The sequence below is a fragment of the Janibacter sp. RAF52 genome, assembly GCF_052114035.1.
Taxonomy (GTDB): domain Bacteria; phylum Actinomycetota; class Actinomycetes; order Actinomycetales; family Dermatophilaceae; genus Janibacter; species Janibacter hoylei.
In genome coordinates this window covers 369851-388301 of sequence record NZ_JBFRDY010000001.1, presented here as the reverse complement: position 1 = coordinate 388301, position 18451 = coordinate 369851, and the positions used below count along the sequence as shown (strand labels likewise).

The 18451-nt window shown below is 69.5% G+C and carries 18 protein-coding genes and 1 pseudogene; 13 read left to right on the top strand and 6 right to left on the bottom strand.

The window, feature by feature from the left end; translation table 11 throughout:
- Positions 1-4 precede the first annotated feature (4 nt).
- From AB4Y78_RS01840 to AB4Y78_RS01820, 5 genes and pseudogenes are all read left to right on the top strand, one after another.
- Entirely contained in the window at positions 5-481 is a 477-nt protein-coding gene (locus tag AB4Y78_RS01840) for a hypothetical protein (RefSeq protein ID WP_441714294.1), read from the top strand.
- A gap of 76 nt (positions 482-557) precedes the next feature.
- A complete protein-coding gene (locus AB4Y78_RS01835; protein WP_441714292.1) occupies positions 558-2348 on the top strand; it encodes a GmrSD restriction endonuclease domain-containing protein in 1791 nt (596 codons plus the stop codon).
- Positions 2349-2404: 56 nt separating this feature from the next.
- Complete coding sequence (locus AB4Y78_RS01830; protein WP_282070132.1) at positions 2405-3142, top strand: hypothetical protein; 738 nt, start codon at positions 2405-2407, stop codon at positions 3140-3142.
- A gap of 59 nt (positions 3143-3201) precedes the next feature.
- On the top strand, positions 3202-4458 hold the full coding sequence (locus tag AB4Y78_RS01825) for a hypothetical protein (protein ID WP_387356829.1): 1257 nt from the start codon (positions 3202-3204) through the stop codon (positions 4456-4458).
- Positions 4459-4604: 146 nt separating this feature from the next.
- A pseudogene (locus AB4Y78_RS01820) lies at positions 4605-4945 on the top strand (IS3 family transposase); the annotation flags it as partial.
- A gap of 199 nt (positions 4946-5144) precedes the next feature.
- Here AB4Y78_RS01820 and AB4Y78_RS01815 read toward each other — a convergent pair.
- Complete coding sequence (locus AB4Y78_RS01815; RefSeq protein ID WP_282070130.1) at positions 5145-5342, bottom strand: hypothetical protein; 198 nt, start codon at positions 5340-5342, stop codon at positions 5145-5147.
- A 166-nt stretch (positions 5343-5508) separates the two neighbouring features.
- On the opposite strand from AB4Y78_RS01815, the gene AB4Y78_RS01810 reads away from it, so the two are divergent.
- From AB4Y78_RS01810 to AB4Y78_RS01800, 3 genes are all read left to right on the top strand, one after another.
- Positions 5509-6390: a DnaB-like helicase C-terminal domain-containing protein gene (locus AB4Y78_RS01810; protein WP_441713694.1), complete on the top strand. Its 882-nt coding sequence runs from the start codon at positions 5509-5511 to the stop codon at positions 6388-6390.
- A gap of 163 nt (positions 6391-6553) precedes the next feature.
- Complete coding sequence (locus AB4Y78_RS01805; RefSeq protein WP_441713695.1) at positions 6554-6889, top strand: hypothetical protein; 336 nt, start codon at positions 6554-6556, stop codon at positions 6887-6889.
- A gap of 75 nt (positions 6890-6964) precedes the next feature.
- On the top strand, positions 6965-8200 hold the full coding sequence (locus AB4Y78_RS01800) for an MFS transporter (RefSeq protein WP_441713696.1): 1236 nt from the start codon (positions 6965-6967) through the stop codon (positions 8198-8200).
- A 31-nt stretch (positions 8201-8231) separates the two neighbouring features.
- Here AB4Y78_RS01800 and AB4Y78_RS01795 read toward each other — a convergent pair whose 3' ends face one another.
- Positions 8232-8645, bottom strand: a complete 414-nt coding sequence (locus AB4Y78_RS01795) for an RDD family protein (RefSeq protein WP_441713697.1) — start codon at positions 8643-8645, stop codon at positions 8232-8234.
- Positions 8646-8796: 151 nt separating this feature from the next.
- On the opposite strand from AB4Y78_RS01795, the gene AB4Y78_RS01790 reads away from it, so the two are divergent.
- From AB4Y78_RS01790 to AB4Y78_RS01780, 3 genes are read left to right on the top strand one after another with little or no spacing between them, the layout of a single operon-like run.
- Positions 8797-9297 carry a 2Fe-2S iron-sulfur cluster-binding protein gene (locus AB4Y78_RS01790; RefSeq protein ID WP_072624334.1) on the top strand — a complete coding sequence of 167 codons (501 nt, stop codon included), beginning with the start codon at positions 8797-8799 and terminating at the stop codon, positions 9295-9297.
- Positions 9294-10283, top strand: a complete 990-nt coding sequence (locus tag AB4Y78_RS01785) for an FAD binding domain-containing protein (RefSeq protein ID WP_441713698.1) — start codon at positions 9294-9296, stop codon at positions 10281-10283. Before AB4Y78_RS01790 ends, AB4Y78_RS01785 begins: the two co-directional genes overlap by 4 nt.
- Positions 10280-12382, top strand: a complete 2103-nt coding sequence (locus AB4Y78_RS01780) for a xanthine dehydrogenase family protein molybdopterin-binding subunit (protein WP_441713699.1) — start codon at positions 10280-10282, stop codon at positions 12380-12382. Before AB4Y78_RS01785 ends, AB4Y78_RS01780 begins: the two co-directional genes overlap by 4 nt.
- Before the next feature lie 132 nt (positions 12383-12514).
- Here AB4Y78_RS01780 and AB4Y78_RS01775 read toward each other — a convergent pair whose 3' ends face one another.
- Positions 12515-12967 (bottom strand): SRPBCC family protein, encoded by a 453-nt coding sequence (locus tag AB4Y78_RS01775; protein WP_007925195.1) that lies wholly within the window; start codon positions 12965-12967, stop codon positions 12515-12517.
- A gap of 135 nt (positions 12968-13102) precedes the next feature.
- Complete coding sequence (locus AB4Y78_RS01770; protein WP_441713700.1) at positions 13103-14170, bottom strand: NADH:flavin oxidoreductase; 1068 nt, start codon at positions 14168-14170, stop codon at positions 13103-13105.
- Between the two features lie 177 nt (positions 14171-14347).
- Between AB4Y78_RS01770 and AB4Y78_RS01765 the strand changes: the two genes are divergently transcribed.
- Positions 14348-15397 carry an LLM class flavin-dependent oxidoreductase gene (locus AB4Y78_RS01765; protein WP_441713701.1) on the top strand — a complete coding sequence of 350 codons (1050 nt, stop codon included), beginning with the start codon at positions 14348-14350 and terminating at the stop codon, positions 15395-15397.
- Between the two features lie 24 nt (positions 15398-15421).
- Complete coding sequence (locus tag AB4Y78_RS01760) at positions 15422-16066, top strand: NAD(P)-dependent oxidoreductase (RefSeq protein WP_265231711.1); 645 nt, start codon at positions 15422-15424, stop codon at positions 16064-16066.
- On the opposite strand, the gene AB4Y78_RS01755 is transcribed toward AB4Y78_RS01760, so the two are convergent.
- Together AB4Y78_RS01755 and AB4Y78_RS01750 are read right to left on the bottom strand one after the other, a co-directional pair.
- Positions 16050-17657, bottom strand: coding sequence for an ADP-ribosylglycohydrolase family protein (locus tag AB4Y78_RS01755; protein ID WP_441713702.1), 1608 nt, complete (start codon positions 17655-17657; stop codon positions 16050-16052). The genes AB4Y78_RS01760 and AB4Y78_RS01755 overlap by 17 nt on opposite strands.
- Complete coding sequence (locus AB4Y78_RS01750) at positions 17657-18442, bottom strand: T3SS (YopN, CesT) and YbjN peptide-binding chaperone 1 (RefSeq protein ID WP_282070103.1); 786 nt, start codon at positions 18440-18442, stop codon at positions 17657-17659. Before AB4Y78_RS01750 ends, AB4Y78_RS01755 begins: the two co-directional genes overlap by 1 nt.
- Positions 18443-18451 lie beyond the last annotated feature (9 nt).

Below are 18451 nucleotides of genomic sequence, written 5' to 3'. Positions count from 1 at the left end.
AGTCATGAAGACCACACTGCACCTGATCGGCTACGGCACAACGGCCCTCGCGGCCTTCGTGTTCGGAGCACTCGTCATGCTCATCGGCACCGGAGGCGACTCCACGGCCACGTCACGTCCCAGCACATCGACCGTCACGTCCACGGCAACAGTGACGGACCCGGGCGAGACGACCACCACGACCGCTGCGCCCACGACGACCACGCGCACCTCGACCGAGACGGTCACCGCGAAGCCGCCGGCACCCGAGAGCTCGATCCCTGGCGACGGCACCTTCGAGGTCGGAGTCGACATCGAGCCTGGGACCTACATGTCTCCGGCTGCCGCCAGCGGCAACTGCTACTGGGCGCGCCTCAGCGGCAGCGACTCCTTCGACGACATCATCGCCAACAACAACTCGAGCGGTCAGTCGCTCGTGACGATCGCGGCCACCGACAAGTTCTTCGAGTCGAGCGGCTGCGACGACTGGACCAAGCGGTGAAAGTCGGCCGGTCGTCGTTCGGCGGCCGGCCCCCTTCGCTGGATATGGTCAGGCCAGCCGCAAGGAGGGAGCAGGAGTGTCGAAGTACAAGGTCACCCAGTCGGCCGTGAGTCAGTTGCTGGCCGACGTTCGCCGTGAAGAAATCGCGATCCCTGAGCTCCAACGGCCCTTTGTCTGGGACACCGTGAAGGTCCGCGACCTGATGGACTCCCTCTACAAGGGGTACCCGGTCGGATACCTCATCACGTGGCAGTCCATCGGCGCCCATCTGAAGGGCGGCCAGGTCGCCGCCCACCAGCAGATCCTGATCGATGGGCAGCAGCGGATCACGGCTCTTCGAGCAGCGGTGGCAGGCCTCGACGTGATCGACAAGCGGTACCGCACGAAGCGCATCAAGATCGCCTTCAACCCCATGACCGAGACCTTCGCGACCCTGACACCGGTCATCGACAAGAATCCCGAGTGGATCTCGGACATAAGCGCCCTCTTCACCAGCGCGTCAACATTCGGCTTCTACAAGAAGTACTTCGAGGCCAACCCGGACGTCGACGCAGAGGTGGTCGAGGGCAATCTTGGCCGGCTGGAACAACTGAAGAACGCCCAGATCGGGATCATCCAGCTCAGCGACGACCTAGATGTCGAGACCGTCTCCGAGATCTTCATCCGGATCAACTCGAAGGGCGTGCCGCTCTCGAGCGCCGACTTCGCGATGAGCAAGATCGCCACGTACGGAGACCGCGGCCGCAACCTCCGCAAGCTCATCGACTACTTCTGCCACTTGGCCATCGCGCCTCACGCCTACGACGACATCCAGACCAACGACACCGAGTTCCAGAGCAGCGGACATCTGGCCAAGATCGCCTGGCTGAAGGACGACTCAGAGGACCTGTACGACCCCACCTACAGCGACATGATCCGCGTCGCCGGACTGGTCGGCTTCAGCCGGGGCAAGGCCTCCAGCATCGTCTCCGAGCTGTCCGGCCGCGATCCGGAGACCCGCAAGGTGGACGAGTCCAGGATCCCTGTCGCCTACGAGAAGCTCGAAGCAGCCTTGGACATGATGGTCAAGAAGTTCCACTACGAGAACTTCATCATGACCATCAAGTCAGCGGGTTTCATCACCCCGGACATGATCGGGTCGAAGAATGCTCTGAACTTCGCCTACGCGCTGTACCTCCGTCTGCGCGGCGACTCGGAGATGAGCGAAGGCGAGCGGAAGCGCATCGTGCGCCGCTGGTTTGTCATGTCGATGCTGACTGCACGCCACTCCGGGAGCTTCGAATCCACGTGGGAGCAGGACATCCGTCGCATCGGCACGCTCGGAGCTGCCGCGTACCTGAAGCAGATCGAGGAGTCCGAGCTCACCGATGGGTTCTGGAACGTTGCGCTCCCGGCCAGTCTCGAGACAACCAGTACGTCCAGCCCCTACTTCCAGACCTTCCTCGCCTCCCAGGTGCAGGCAGGGTCGCGCGGGTTCCTGTCCAAGGCCATCACTGTGGCGGCGATGCACCAGCAGTCGGGCGACATCCACCACATCGTCCCCAAGGACTACCTCCAGAAGAACGGTTTCCCCGACCGGGGTGACTACAACCAGGTCGCAAACTTCGCGCTGACGGAGACCTCGATCAACATCAGCGTGTCGAACAAGCCTCCGTCGGAGTACATGGCGGTGATGGCCGAGCAGATCGGGAGTGGTCGGCTGTCACTCGGCGAGATCACCGACGGGAAGGACCTCGCTGCGAACCTGGTCGAGAACGCCGCGCCTGAGTGGCTCTCCGAGGTGTCGAGCGGTAACTACCGCGAGTTCCTCGCTGAGCGACGGTTGCTCATGGCACGTCGCATGAGGACCTACTTCGAACAGCTCTGACCTGGACGCGCGAAGCGCAAGCCCCCTGACCAACGAACTTCGTAGATTGCGATGACATGCAACTGATTTCCTTCTATGACTCCGACCCGATCAAGGCCAAGGGCGCGTCCGTGGTGCAACTGCCACTGGAGCGCGCAGACGAGTTCACGTTTGGCAACGAACCGACGATCGCCAAAGTCGTCTACGTCCGACACCCACGGATCGAGTCACGAGTCGTGCCCTACGGGCAATACGACAGCCTCGTGATGACGGACAAGTTCAACGAGGCCCTGCGGATCGTCCAGACGCTAGGTGCACACACTGTGGTCACCCGAAGCTTCCGCGGGGACCTGTCCCGCTTGGCGCTGAAGGGCAAGCTGCCACAAGGCTCAGCATCAACGGAGTTCTCTAAGTCGACCCGGGAAGAGATCGCCTTCGAACAACTCGGCACCGGTGGAGCTCCGATGGATCCGGGCGACAGCGTCTACCCTCACGAGGCTGGGTTTGAGGCGGCACGACGCGCAGTTCTGCTCAACGGCGCTCGACACGTTGCGATCAACATCGAAAGCCAGTCCGCCTTCCGAGTGGACTCAGACATTGCAACCCTGCTGAGGAAGGCCGGCTTCTCGCTCGGCGCGACGGCGGAACGAGCTCAAGTACGGCTGCTCCGACTGGACGCCTACTTCCCCGAAAAAGGTAAGCTTCACGTGCCGCAAGAGCAGGAATTGATGCCGCTTGTCGAGCCAACCCCTCCCCTCGACCCAGACGAGCAAACCTCCACCCTCCGCCGGTGGCGAAACAAGGATGTCCGATAACCCTAGGTGAACCGCTCGAAAGGGAACGCCCGTCAAACAACCTCCAGGGAGCACGCGTCGTGCCGCAGTCAATTCGACAATGCTTGGCAATCCTGAACGGACATTACCGCATAGACGGGATCAGCAATACCAATCTGGCTGCCAGAGTGAATGCCCACCCGCACGCGCAGATGCCACCCGGGAGCACTCTTGCCGTGAAGCGCGCAACTGTTGCAACGGGCGTGGATGGCTCCATCCAAGCCTCCCCAATGCAAGCTCTACTGAATCTGGCGAAGGCCACTGCGATTGCGCCGAATGCACAGATTTTCGACTGGTACCAACACTGGGCCTGCTTACGCTACATCGGCGCCTTCCAGCCCACCGGAGGATCACTCGCACTCAGCCAACAGGCCGCTCGCGTGCGCGCCAACCAACGTCGGGTTCTGTCCGAGGAACTTGGAGTCGGATTCGGCATACAGGTCGCCCTAGCGTGGCACAACACCATCGCCGGGGGTCCGCCCCCTCATGTGATAGATCTGGACTTGACTCTCGGAGACCCTCTCCACTGGTTCAACCGCCAGAATGGGCCCACCATCGTCACCGATGGGCGACAGCCCGACTACCTCCTGACCGACAGGAACACAGGTTCGCACACGTTTCGCGTCCTGAGCCTCGAATGCAAAGGATCGGCCGAGACCAGCACAACAATCGGTCAACTCGCCAGAGGGGTGACGCAGCTCTCGTCCCTATCGCTCAACGGGACAACCCCGCAGGGAATCGTGGTCGCTACCGTCAGCAACGGAAACGCGATACGCTACCGTGCCGTGGATCCCCCTTCTGACGACACGCACATCACCATCGAGAATGAAGACTGGGAAATCGCACGGACAACGCCTCGCTCTTCGTTCTTGCGCAACGAGGAGGCTGTCGCAATTGGAGCATCGACGATGGCGCGTGGAATCAGAGCGGGGACCGGCAGGCTAGCCATCTTTTCTGGCAATCTTGCGGCGGCAAGAGAACTCCTCCCACTCGATCTCCTGGAGGTGGCCAGCGCATTTCCCCGAAACCGCGTGACCCTCGAGAACGAACATGGACTTTTCCGGGGGGTTGCACACTCGTTCCCGACCACAGAGGGGCCGTCTATCCAGGTGTTTCTCGGCGTCGATTCTAGAATCGACGCCGCGATGGAATCGGGGTCTCTCGACGCCCTTCTCGATGCGCAGGATGAGCTCAAAGAAACTCACCCCACGAGTGGACATTCCCCACCTGGTGTTTCAGAAGCAGATTCGAGCAGCGCGGTAGGGATAGACGGTTCGATTATGCAGATCAGCATCTAGGGCATCGGCGCCTCGATAATTCATTCGGGCGGCGCCCCCACTCGGCCGTCTCTGCTGCCCACTTGGTTCGATGGCCAGACAGCTCATCAGTTTTTGTCCGTACTCGCCCACGCCAACGGCGGAGATCGCGCAACCTCCGCCCCCACCGATGCCACCACACGCAGGGAGGATCGAAGGGCCAGTTCACGAGTCTGCGCGACGGCGAACGTCTGCCGAGATCGGCGCCGTCCCTTCGATCGGGACCGTCGGTAAGAGCTGCGACAACGCCCTGGCCGAGACCGTGAACGGCTACTACAAGGCCGAGCTCATCCGCGAACCCGCACGCCCGGCCCTTAGCGCACCGTCGACGATGTGGAGCTCGCGACCCGCGGCTGGGTGCACTGACACAACCACGAGCGGCTTCCTCGTCGACCTGCCGCCGGCCGAGTTCGAAGGGAAGCCCTACGCGACCCAGCGGGTGGACCAGGCGCTGGTTGAAATCAAATGACCAGAGCCTCCGTCAGACCCAGTGCGGTTCTGGCAAGGACGGAGGCGGCCAAGGCGAAACAGCTGCTCAACAAGCACGAGCGGGCTCGCCAACAGCACTGGCGGCATCCAAGCGACCTCTTCGTCGTGCACGGCAGGATCGAGCACCTCACGCACGACATCGCGATCATCCAGACCGACGCCAACGTCACGGTTGAGCCTCACTGGGATGCGGTGACTCCGATGGGCACGACACCGATCGTCCACAAGCGGACCACAGCAAGACCGTCCGCGAAGCCGTCATCTCCCTGCGCGAGCGGCACGAGTTCCGCCACCGCTACGAGGACCCGCTGCCTGACGCGGACGGCTTCCTCACCGAGCCTTTCACACTGCAGGCGGTCGTCGGCGAAGCGCTGCACAAGGACAACTTCGCTCGCCGGATGAAGGACCAACTGGCCCCTGTCACAGAAGGGGGCGAGGTCGTGCGGGCGGTCGTCGGGCGCGGGCGGCCCGCGGTGCTGTACGGGAGAGCTGGGCTGGCATAGCCCTTCCGGCGTGTCGGTGGCTGGACCTAGCCTCTGTGGGATGGACACAGGAGCGGACGCCCTCGGAGATGACACCCTCGGCCTGACGATCGCCCGCCTGATCGGCTCGACCTGGCCGCTCGGCAGCCGCAAGGTCCCCACGAGCCTCGTCAAGCTCGACCAACTCCTCGCCGGAGGTCTGCACCCCGGGCAGACGACGATCGTCGCGTCACGCTCGGGCGAGGGGGCCTCTCGCTTCGCCACCGGGCTGGCCCGCTCAGCGGCGCTGCACCACGGCAAGCAGACCGTGATCCTCGCCCCCGACGCCCCCGAGATCGAGGTCGCGCTGCGCATAATCGCCGCAGAGACGCGCATCCCGCTGCGCCACCTGCGCTCCGGCGACCTGTCCGACCGGCGCCGCGAGCGCCTGAGCGAGCGCCAGCAGCGTCTCGCCGACGCGCCGCTGTCGATCTACGCCGACTGCCCACCGGCCGGCACGCTCCCCGACTCCGTGGGCATGGTCACCCACGAGGACGACGTGGAGCTCGTGGTCGCCGACGGCATCGCCATGCTCGGTGAGACCGTGCGCCACGACGTGACCTACATGGCCGACTGGGCACGTCGCGAGCACTTCGCCCTCGTCCTCGTCTCGAGCCTGCACAACCCGCGCGCCGGCGACCAGCGCAGGACCCCGCAGCTGAGCGACCTGCGGGACTACGACGAGGTCATCGACGTGGTCGACAACGTGCTGCTCATCGAGCGCCCCGAGCTCGAGTTCGACCCGCTCGACGCGACCGTCCACGTCGCGAAGCACCGCTACGGCGCGACGGGCAGCGTCGACGTCACCTTCGACGAGAGCACCGCGGGCTTCGTCAACCCGCCGGCGATCGAGGGGGCCGACCCCGCTTGGCAGATGTCCTCCGTGTGGGAGATGGCGGGCTAGCGACGTGCGGGGAGAGAGGGGACGGATCTCCTGGTACGAGGGCGCGTGCGAAGTCTGCGTCGACGCGTGCACCCGCGGCGTACGGCACACGAGCGTTCGGCAGGTCGCGACCGCCGAGGGGGTGCAGATCCGTCACTGCAGCCGGTGCGACGCCTGGTGGGACATGCAGCCGGCGACCCGGCCAGCTGTCATCTCTCGCGAGGAGGCCGCGCGCCGCGCGCCCGACGCGGACCGCTGGACCATCGTCGGCCCCCTGCTCGAGCCCCGCGACCCCGCTGGTCTGCTCGTCGACGCCCAGCGAGTCGACGCCCACCCGGGCGATCTGCTCGACCTGCACCGGCAGGCCGAGCTCGCCGGCGACGCGACATTGCAGGACGTGCTGACCACGGTGACCGCCGGCTCACCTGGCACTCACGGCGCGCGGCTGCTCGTGCCGGACGAGCTGGCGCGCACGTTCGCCGGCGGGCACCGGCTCGACGTCGCCTGTCGGCCGCGGTAGCCGGCGGACCCTCCCCGGGACGTGCGGGCTAGGCTCCCCGCGGGCGTCGCCGAAGCGCCCCTCCAGGAGGACCCGATGACCGACACCCGCCCCGCGGACCCGCCGGCAGACCTCACGACCTCCGCGCACCGTCGCACCGGTCTCATCACCCTGGCCGCCCTGCTGTCGGCGGGGTGGGCGACCAACCACTTCGCTGCACTGGTGCCCGTCCTCGAGGACTTCGCGCACATCCCCCGGCCCGGTCTCGACGCGGCCTTCGGCCTCTACGCCCTCGGTCTGCTGCCCAGCCTGCTGCTCGGGGGTGGCGTCTCCGACCGCGTCGGTCGCCGCCCGGTCGTGCTGGCCGGGCTCGCCCTGGCGTGCGCCGGCAACCTCGTCATGCTCATCTGGCCGACGCTCGTCGGCGTCGTCATCGGCCGGCTCGTCGTCGGCCTCGGCGTGGGCATGGTCGCGAGTGCCGGCACCGCGTGGGCTGCCGACCAGGACGCGGCGAAGGGGGCCGCCCGCGCCGGCGTCGTCCTCACCGGTGGATTCGCGATCGGTCCCGTGGTCACCGCACTCCTGACCAGCGCACTACCGGGTCGCGCCGGGATCGTCGCGGCCTACGCGATCCCCGTCCTGCTCACCGCCGGCTGCTTCGTGCTCATCGTGCTGCGGACGGGCACCGAGACCGAGGACGTCGCGGTGTACGACGACGAGGTGCGGGGCGCTCCCTTCGTCGTTGGACGACGCATCGGCCCAGCCCTCATCGCGGCGCTGCCGATGGGGCTGTGGGTCTTTGCATGCGTCATCTCCGCCGTCATGGTCTTCACCGGGCGGATCGGTGACCGCTTCAGCGGCCCGCTGCTCATCGCGGTGGCGTGCATCCTGGCGCTCGGCACCGGACTGCTGACCCAGATCGGCACGCGTCGCTGGGGGCACTGGCGTGCGCTGGGCGTCATCGGCGCAGGGCTCGCAGCGCTCGGGTTCGCCATCGGCGCCGCCGCGGGCGGCCGGATGAGCCCGGTGACCTTCGCGCTCACGGCAGTCATCCTCGGCTGCGCCTACGGGCTGTGCCTCGGGCAGGGACTGCAGGACGTCGAGCGGCTCGCGCCGCGCGACGCCCGCGGTCTGGTGACGGGGCTCTTCTACGTCGTCTCCTACTCCGGGTTCGCCCTGCCCTTCGTGCTCAACACCTATGAGGACCCCATCGGCCCGTCCGCCCCGCTCGTCGTGCTCGCTGCCCTGGCCCTGCTGACCGCGGTCGCTCGTCTGGTGGACGTCGTGCGGAGCGGGCAGGCAGCAACGGCGTCGACCGACAGGTCCGCCTGACGACCACGCCGCCCCTCAGGCGAACGTGGGGTCAACGCACGCGGCGCGACTCGTGGGCCGACTCCCAGACGTCGCCGCCCCCGGAGTCCAGCGACAAGAGCGACAGCACGACGAAGATCCCGAGCAGCGGCAACCACCACCGCAGGAGCACCGTACGCACCGTCCCACCCCATGTGGCCCGCCGCTGGCTACCGACGTGCACGAAGGCGGTGCCCGCCACGAGACATCCCAGGGTGCGCCCCCTTCGGCACGCCGCGCCGTAGAGGAGCGGGACGGCGAAGGCCAACCCGAGCAGCACGAAGACGGCCTGCCCATCGCTCACCTCGACGCTGGACGCGATCGCCCCGACAAGACCGACGTACACGACGACGAGCAGGAGCTGGTCGATGGACCAAGCGAGCAGCCGACGCCACCTCGACGGCCTGGGCAACGGAGCTGAGGACACGACGAGAGGATATGCGCGCGGCCGCCGTAGGGCTCTTCGGCTACGCCGCAGGGTGACGACGGCGGCGGTGCTACCGCCCTTTCCAGGACGCAGGATGTGCCCTCCAGCCGTACGATGAGGTATCGCCCCAACCCCGACGCCAAGGACTGCCATGGAGACCGACATCACCCTCGTGGTCGACGGCGAACGTCGCTCGCTCACGCTCGACACCCGCACGAGCCTGCTCGACGCGCTGCGTGAGCATCTCGGCGTCACCTCGCCCAAGAAGGGCTGCGACCACGGCCAGTGCGGCGCCTGCACCGTCTTGCTCGACGGTCGCCGGGCGACGTCCTGCCTGACCTTCGCCGTCGCCCAGGACGGCGCGGAGGTGGTCACTGCCGCCGGCCTCGCCCAGGACGGGCTCCATCCGGTGCAGCAGGCCTTCGTCGACAACGACGCCTTCCAGTGCGGCTTCTGCACACCCGGCCAGGTGTGCTCCGCGGTCGGGATGCTCGAGGAGCTCGAGCAGGGCAGCCCCAGCTATGTCACCGAGGACCTCACGAGCACCGCCTCCGCGGACGACGACGAGATCCGCGAGCGCATGAGCGGCAACCTCTGCCGCTGCGGGGCCTATGGCGGCATCCGCTCGGCCATCCGGGAGGTCTCGTCGTGAAGCCCTTCGACTACCGCCGCTCCGAGGACGTCGCGGGCGCGATCGCCCTCGCGACGTCCGGCCCGCAGGCGCGCTATCTCGCCGGCGGGACCAACCTCGTCGACCACATGCGCCTGGGACTGGAGTCACCGCAACTGCTCGTCGACGTCAGCCGGCTGCCGCTCGACGGCATCGAGGACCTCCCCGACGGTGGCCTGCGCATCGGCGCCACGGTGCGCAACAGCGACCTCGCGGCCGACCCCCGCGTCCGTGAGCGATACCCCGTCCTCTCTCGTGCCCTGCTCGCCGGGGCCTCGGGACAGCTGCGCAACCTCGCCACCACGGGCGGCAACCTGCTCCAGCGCACCCGCTGCCCGTACTTCCAGGACGTGACGACGCCGTGCAACAAGCGGGAGCCGGGCACCGGCTGCTCCGCGATCGGTGGCTACACCCGTGACCACGCCGTCGTCGGCGCCTCCGACGCCTGCGTCGCCGTCCACCCCTCCGACATGGCCGTCGCAATGCTCGCGCTCGACGCCATCGTGCGCGTCGAAGGACCGGACGGGCCTCGCGAGATCCCTCTCGACGACTTCCACCGCCTGCCCGGCGAACACCCTGAGCGGGACACGGTCCTCGCCGACGGTGAGCTCATCACCGGCGTCGACGTGCCGGCCACCCCCTTCGCCCGGCGCTCGGAGTACCGCAAGGTGCGCGACAGGGCCTCCTACGCCTTCGCCCTCGTCTCGGTCGCCGCGGCCGTCCACGTGGACGAAGGGAGGATCGCCGACCTGCGCATCGCCTGCGGCGGCATCGCCCACAAGCCGTGGCGAGCCCGCGCCGCTGAGGAGGTGCTGCGCGGCCGGGCTCCAGACGCGGCGGCCTTCGCCGAGGCGGCCGAGGCGGAGCTCACCGACGCGAGCCCGCTGCCCGACAACGGGTTCAAGATCCCGATGCTGCGCCGGACCATGGTCTCGGTCCTGCGCGACCTCACCGAGGAGGTCCGATGACCGACATGATCACGCCCCGCGCGATGGGCACCGACCGGGCCCGCCACGACGCCGTCGCCAAGGTCACCGGCACCGCGCCCTACGCCGCCGACCACGAGCAGGCCGAGCGGGTGCACCTGCACCCGGTGCAGGCCACCATCGCCCGCGGCCGCATCGCCGACATCGACACCAGCGCCGCCGAGGCGCTGGACGGGGTGCTCCTCACCCTGACGCACCTCAACGCCCCGCGGCTCGCGAGCTCCGACGACACCGAGATGCTCATCCTGCAGAGTGACGAGGTCGCCTTCCGCGGTCAGCTCATCGGTGCCGTCGTGGCGCGCACCAGCGAGACGGCCCGCGAGGCCGCCTCCCTCGTGAAGGTCTCCTACGAGGAGCAACCCGTCGACGCCACCCTGTCGGCCGAGCGCGACGACCTCTACGCACCCGACGAGGTCAACGCCGGCCACGAGACGGACACCGCGAGCGGTGACGTGGACGCTGCCTTCGAGGCGGCCGAGGTACGGCTCGAGCAGACGTACACGACGCCGATGGAGCACAACAACCCCATGGAGCCGCACACGACGGTGGCCCTGTGGCAGGAGGAGCACCTCACGCTGTGGGACTCCATCCAGGGCGCCCACACCGCGCAATCCGCCCTCGCCCCCCTGCTCGGACTCGAGCCGGAGCAGCTGCGGGTGCTCGCCCCCTTCGTCGGTGGTGGCTTCGGCTCCAAGGGCAAGCCGCACTCCCACGAGGTGCTCGCCGCGATGGCCGCCATGCGGCTGCCCGGCCTGTCGGTCTCCTTCTGCGTGACCCGCCAGCAGATGTTCACCCTCGCGGGCTACCGGACCCCGACGATCTCCCGGGTGCGCCTCGGCAGCGACCGGCAGGGGCGGCTGTCGGCGATCTCCCACGACGTCGTCGAGCAGAGCGCGCGACTGTACGAGTTCGCCGAGCAGACGGCCGCACCCACGCGCACGATGTATGCAGCGCCGCACCGCCGCACGACCCACCGGCTCGCGACGCTCGACGTGCCGGTCCCCTTCTGGATGCGCGCACCCGGTGAGTGCCCGGGCATGCACGCTCTCGAGGTCGCGATGGATGAGCTGGCGATCGCCTGCGAGCTCGACCCGATCGAGCTGCGCGTGCGCAACGATACCGCGATCGACCCGGACACCGGCCTGCCCTTCACCCACCGCGACCTCGTCGGGTGCCTGCGCGAGGGAGCGCGGCGGTTCGGCTGGGCCGACCGCGACCCGCGACCGGGACGACTGGAGGGCGACTGGTTCGTCGGGACGGGCGTCGCCGCGTCGACCTACCCGGCACTGATGATGTCGGGCAACGTGGCCCGCGTGACGTACGACGGCGATCGATACCGCGTGGAGATCGGGGCGACGGACATCGGCACCGGGACGTGGACCGCCCTCGCGCAGATCGCCGCCGACGCGCTCGAGTGCCCGGTCGAAGACGTCGATCTGCGGATCGGCGACAGCGACCTGCCGACGGGCAGCCTCGCGGGTGGCTCGACAGGTATCTCCTCCTGGGGCACGACCGTCGTCACCGCGGCGCGTGCCTTCCGCGAGGAGCACGGGCGCACGCCCGCCGCGGGGGCGACGACGCAGGCGGAGCAGCCGGAGAGCGATCTCACCGAGCGCTTCGCGCCGCACTCCTTCGGGGCGCAGTTCGCCGAGGTGCGGGTGCACGCCGACACCGGCGAGGTGCGGGTGCCGCGCATGCTCGGCGTCTTTTCCGTCGGGCGGGTCATCAACCCGCGCACCGCGCGCTCCCAGCTGACCGGCGCGATGGTCATGGGCCTGTCGATGGCCCTGCACGAGCACAGCGTGCTCGACGAACGCTGGGCTCACGTCGTCAACCACGACCTCGCCGGCTATCACGTCGCCGCGCACGCGGACGTCGCCGACATCGAGGCGGTGTGGCTGGACGAGACCGACGAGCACATCAACCCGATGGGCTCGCGCGGCGTCGGCGAGATCGGCATCGTGGGTGCCTCGGCAGCGGTGGCCAACGCGACCTATCACGCCACCGGTATCCGGGTGCGCGAACTTCCGCTGACGCCCGACCTCTTCCTCAGGGGCGACCCGCAGAGCGTGGCGCGGTAGGCGCACCGCCGCTCAGGCGCTCTCCGCGAGGGCCCGTCGAGCCCGTCGACGCCGGCTGAGCCCCAGGGGGCCGGCGCGACACGAAGGTCGCTCGGCTCCCCTCGACGGGCACACCGCGGGCGAGGACTCTCGTCAGCGCGTCTGCGTCCTGCCGGCGCGCCCCTCCACGAGCAGGCGCAGCCGGCGCAGGGTCTCGGAGTTGCGCCACTTCAGGCCGGGCTGTCGCGCGATCCCGGGCACGAGGAGACCCGGCCCGGAGACCACGTCCTCGACCATCGTCACCTCGGTCCGGTCGTCGACCGGGGTCACTGTGATGTGCACCTTGGCCTCACCCATCGGCCAGGCGCGAGCACGCAGGGTGATGGACTCGTGCGGCTGCTGGGCCAGCACGCGTGTGTGGTCGTGGATCAATGCGGGCCACGCGCCCACCGAGTGGTGGATGCGGCTGCCGACAGCGGGCCAGTCCGGGTCGACGTCGCGCATGCGCGAGGCGCCGACGACCCACAGCGGGTAGAGCCAGCCGTCACTCAGCACCGACCAGACGTCGTCGATCGAAGCGTTGATGACCGTGGTGTTCTCACTCATACCCAGCTCCTACGGGTTGGCGGGGGTGTCGACCCCGAGTCTCGCCGCGGGTGCGGTGTGGTGCAACCTGTCGACGTCGGCCCTCTCGCGCACCCTGGTGCCGCCCGTACCACGCCACCATGGGGCGGTCGCCGCTCAGCCGGCCACGAAGTCCGGCCACCCCGCATCGAGGTACTCCACGAAGGTCTCGCTGACCCGCTCGCGGTGCAGGTGCTCGCGGGTCACCGGCAGCGCCGCCATGGTGAAGGCGTCGTCGTCGGCGGAGCGCTTCGGGAAGTCGTGGTGCACGATCGCCGCCCGGCCGATGTCGACGAAGTCGGCCCCCTTCGACAGGCACCAGCGCGCCTGCTGCGCGGAGCGGATCTTGCCCGCCACGCCGAGCCGGGTCTCGCCGCGCTCGAGGCCGGTGAAGGCGTCGATGAGCAGGTCACCCTCGTCGTCGACGGTCAGGAAGGCGTCCCACAGCGACATGTCGAGGTAGTCGACGAGCCCGGAGTCGAGGACCTGCTGGGCGACGGCGACACCTTCGTCGAGGACGATGCCGTTGCCCTGTGGGGTGAGCCGCAGCCCGACCTGGAAGTCGGGGCGCGTGCGCTCGCGGATCCCGCGGAGGACCTCGAAGAGCATCCGCGAGCGGTCCTCGAGCGACCCGCCGTAGCCGTCGGTGCGATGGTTGTGGCGTCCGTCGAGGAACTGGCAGATGAGGTAGCCGTGGGCACCATGGACCTCGACGCCGTCGAAGCCGGCGCGCTCGGCTCGCTGCACCCCGAGGACGAAGTCCTCGACCGCCTGCTGCACCTCCCCGGTCGACAGGGCACGGATGCCCTTGTCCGGGTCGTCCCACGGAGCGACGTTCGGCACACCGGTGACGGCCGGGTCGGAGCGTCGACCGCCGTGGTGCAGCTGCACCGAGGAGACGCTGCCGGCGGCCCGGATGCCGTCGGCCAGGCGGGTCAGGCCCTCCAGGTGCCTCTCGTCGCTGATCCCGAGCTGACCCGCCCAGGCCTGCCCCGCGGGCGCCACGTAGGTCGCGCAGGTCATCGTCAGGCCGAATCCTCCTTCGGCCCGGGCGACGAGCCAGCGGTACTCGTCCTGCGACAGCGTGCCGTCCGCGTGGCTCTGGGTGTTGGTGAGAGGGGCGAGGGCGAGCCGGTTGGCCCAGGCGGGGCCGTGGGCCAGGTCGAGGCGGTCGTGGAGGGTCATGGCGCCATCCTCGCAAGCCGCCGTCGCACCGCTCCACGAAGGTCGAGATCTGGTGGCGGCCTCCGGACCCGAGCCACGCGGGGTGCCTGCAGGGTGCCGAGTCCACGCCACTCGCCTCCGCGGATACTCCCCGGCCACCCCGGGAATTAGTTGCCGAGACAACTAGTTACACCGGTCATGCATGCCTTCGGATTCTTGAGCTTCGGGCACTACGGGCACGGCAGGGGGCCGGGTGACCCCGACGCCGGTCAGGCCCTGCGCGACGCCGTCGAGATCGGAGTCGGTGCCGACGAGATCGGCGTCAACGGCGCCTACTTCCGTGTCCACCACTTCGCGCGGCAGGGCGCGGCGCCCATGCCGGTCCTCTCGGCCATCGCCGCCCGCACCCGGCGCATCGAGGTCGGCACCGGCGTCATCGACATGCGCTACGAGACCCCACTGCAGCTGGCCGAGGAGGCCGCCGCCCTCGACCTGATCTCCGGAGGCCGGGTCGCGCTCGGCGTGAGTCGGGGGTCACCGGAGCCCGCCCTGCGCGGGTGGGAAGCCTTCGGCCACACCGGTGCTCGCGATCCGCGCGGCGCCGACCTCGCCCGCGAGCACTTCGAGACCTTCATGTCCGCGATCCGCGGCGACCAGGTCGTCGACGCCGACCCGACGCAGGGCCCCGCCGGCCGGCTGCGGGTCGAGCCGCACTCCCCCGGCCTCGACCGCCGCATCTGGTGGGGGGCCGGCAGCCGCGAGACCGCCGAGTGGGCCGCCCGCCAGAGGCTCAACCTCATGAGCTCGACGCTGCTCACCGAGGCGACCGGAGCCTCCTTCGCCGATCTGCAGGCCGAGCAGATCGCGCTCTACCAGGCCGCATGGCGCGAGGCCGGCCACGACTGGGCGCCGCGGGTGTCGGTCTCCCGCAGCATCTTCCCGATCGTCAGCGACCTCGACCGGCACTTCTTCGGCCTGCAGGGCCAGGGCAGCAGCGACCAGGTCGGCATGATCGACGGCTTCCGCTCGACCTTCGGCAAGACCTACGCCGCCGAGCCCGACCAGCTCGTCGAGCAGCTCAATGCCGACGCGGCCATCGCGGCCGCCGACACCGTCATGCTCACCATCCCGAGCCAGCTCGGCGTCGACTACAACCTGCACATCCTCGACTCCTTCGCCCAGCACGTCGCCCCCGAGCTCGGGTGGCGCCGCAACAGCGACGGCCCCGTCGAGCCCCTCCCCGCCTGACCAACCCCAACCGATAGGAACACCATGAGCACCATCGTCATCTTCGGCGGCACCGGCTACGCCGGCGGCAACATCGCCCGCGAAGCCGCCTCCCGCGGCCACCAGGTCATCTCCTACAGCCGCACCGCCCCGGCCGAGCAGGCCGAAGGCGTCGAGTACCGCACCGGCTCCCTGACCGACGACGCCGTCCTCGCGCAGGCCGCCACCGACGCCGACGACCTCGTCGTCGCCACGCACGGCGCCGACGTCGGCGGCTCCCCGCTCGTCGACCACGTCGCCCGGCTCACCGCTGCCGCCATCGAGCACGGTGCCCGCCTCTCCTTCGTCGGCGGTGCCGGCTCACTCCACGTGACGAAGGGCGGTCCCCGCCTCGTCGACACCCCGGACTTCCACGACGACTGGAAGCCCGAGGCCCTCTCCCACGCCAAGGTGCTCGACGCCCTGCGCGCCGGCCCGCAGGAGCTCGACTGGTTCTACGTCTCCCCCGCCGCGCTCTTCGGCTCCTTCGCCCCCGGCGAGACGACTGGCAGCTACCGGCTCGGCGGCGACGAGCTCGTCACCGACGCCGAGGGCAACTCGGAGATCTCCGGCACGGACTTCGCCCTCGCCTTCGTCGACGAGATCGAGCAGGGCAAGCACCGCCGGCAGCGGTTCACCGTCGCCCACTGAGCCCCTGCGCGTAGCGGCCCAGTGCCGCCCGGAATCCCCGATTGGGCGACGCCTCGGGCAGGGCGGCGGCGACCTCCCGCGTCGCCGTCTCGAGGTCGACCCCGAGCTCCAGCGCGTGGGCGATGCCCACGGTGGGCGTGCGGGACTGGGCCGCGACGCAGTGGACGAGCACCCGGTGGCCTTCGGCCCGAAGGGAGGCGACCGTCCGGGCCGCATCGGCGAGGACGACGTCGAGGTTGGGGTTCGCCTCGGCCCCTGGCTCGTCGATGAGGCGGAAGGGCACGTGCACCACGCCCGCCGGCACCTGCCGCGAGCCGGTGAGGCAGAGGCTCACCACCGCGGTGATCTCCTCGGGCAGCTCGTCGAGGGCCAGCACGTTGCCGAGCCACACCCCGTCGTCGAAGGGGTGCCGCACGAGGACCGAGCGGCGGGCCTGGTGGTAGTCGATGCGCTCCACCCCGGGCCAGCCGTAGGCATTGGGGCGGCCACCCCGCACGGCCAGGGTGGCCGCCTTGACGAGGTCCTCGGCCGTGCGGCCCGGGTAGCCGTGGACGATCCGACGCCACGCAGCGGGCACGGCCGAGGCACCCCACCGGGCGCCGAGCAGGCCACCGGCGATCGCCGCGACCGTGTCGGTGTCGTTGCCGATCCGGATCGCGGTGTCGAGCGAGTCCTGCAGGTGCCGGCAGGGCATCTCGTCGGGCACCGGCGTGTGGTGGATCGCCGACCACGCAGCCTGGAACGCCGTGACGACATAGCCGTTGGGCGTGAAGGTCGCCGGCTCCTGTGCCTCGGCCTCCTCGATGCGCTCGGTCCAGAAGGCCTGCGCCCCTTCCGACAGGTACGGCAGCCCGACCCGCACGTCGAGCGCCCCCTCGAGCACCGCGTGCCGGATCGCGTGCGACCACAGGGCGCACGCCTGCCCGGCCCGCTCGTCCGTGTGCGTCAGCGCCGAGACCGCCTCCGCCGCAGCCGTGAGCCGCTGCGGGTCGTCGAGGTGCGCCAGCGCGACCGGCGACGTGCGCATGAGCGAGCCGTTGCCGCCCGTGCGGCCAGTCCGAGCGTGGAGGTCCGCGGCGGCCTGGGTCATGCGGGTGGCGAGGGGCTCATCCGGTCCCTGAGGAGGCGCGCCAGCGCCGTCTCGAAGGGACTCCCTTCGAGACGCTTGCAGAGCAAGCTCCTCAGGGAGCGAGGTGTGACGGGGCGATGCGTGACGGGGCGAGGTGTGGCGGAGCAAGGTGTGGCGGAGCGAGGTGTGGCGGAGCGAGGAGAGGACCTGGCGGGTCTGGGTACCGATGTCGGCCGGGCCGGAGGCGTACCAGTCGAGGAAACCCTGGGCGACCTCGTCCAGCGCCTCCGGGGAGGCGAGGTCCACCCCCTTCGCTGCGGCTGCCAGGACCGGCCAGGTCATGGCCGTGTCGTCGGTCCACTCGCCCGGGGCGAAGTTGCCGAGGCCGCCGCCGATCATGGCGGGACCGTCGGGTCCGACTGCGGCGCAACCGAACTCGTAGCCGGCGCCAAGGGCATCGCCCACCGCGGAGCCGAGAGGGGCACCGCAGGCGCGGTCCATCTGTGCACTGGTGAGCCGCATCAGGCCACCTCTCCCCCGACGCGCAGCGCCAGGTCGTCTCGGGTCGTCATGGCGTCGAGGAAGACCGCCATGGTCGTCATCAGGTGGTGCGGGGCGAAGGGCATGGTCTCGACTGTCGCCGTCTGGACGATGTCACGACCGATGACCTGCCACCAGATCCACGGGTTGGAGCGGTTGAGGATCCCGACCTCGACCGCGGCCTGCCGGCGCGAGCGCGCCCCGTGGGCCACGCGGGTGCTGATCACGGTGGCCGGCGCATCCGGCAGCACCTGCACCCAGACCCGCTGGCCGAGGTGCTCGAGATAGAGGTCGTCGTCCTCGTCGCGGCCGACGTCGTAGACGCCATTGAGAGCGTCCTCGACGATGTCGACCAGCGCCTCCCGGTCGGTCTCGACGTACACGTCGGGAGCGGTGCGCAGGCCCCCCGTCCAGGCCAGCCCGAGGACCGGCGCGAGCTGGGCGACCGGACCCTCCGCCCGGTGCGTCAGCAGCTGCGGGTGCGGGACGCCGACGATGTTGCGCAGCACCATGATCGCCCGGTGGACGAGCGGCTCCCGCCCGATCGCGTGGTTTTCGGTGTACTCGTCGTCACCGACGGTCGCGCAGAGCGCGCCGCTCTGCATGCGGAAGGCCACCATCGGGACCTCCACCTGCTCCCCCACCTCGAGGACCAGCCGGTCCTGCGGGTGCGCCATCGCCTCGACGAGCGTCAGCAGCTTGCGCTCGAAGGCCTTCCACGCGGCGTGGATCTCCTCGACGCCCGCCGCCATCTCCTGCTCGGTCATGGTCATCAC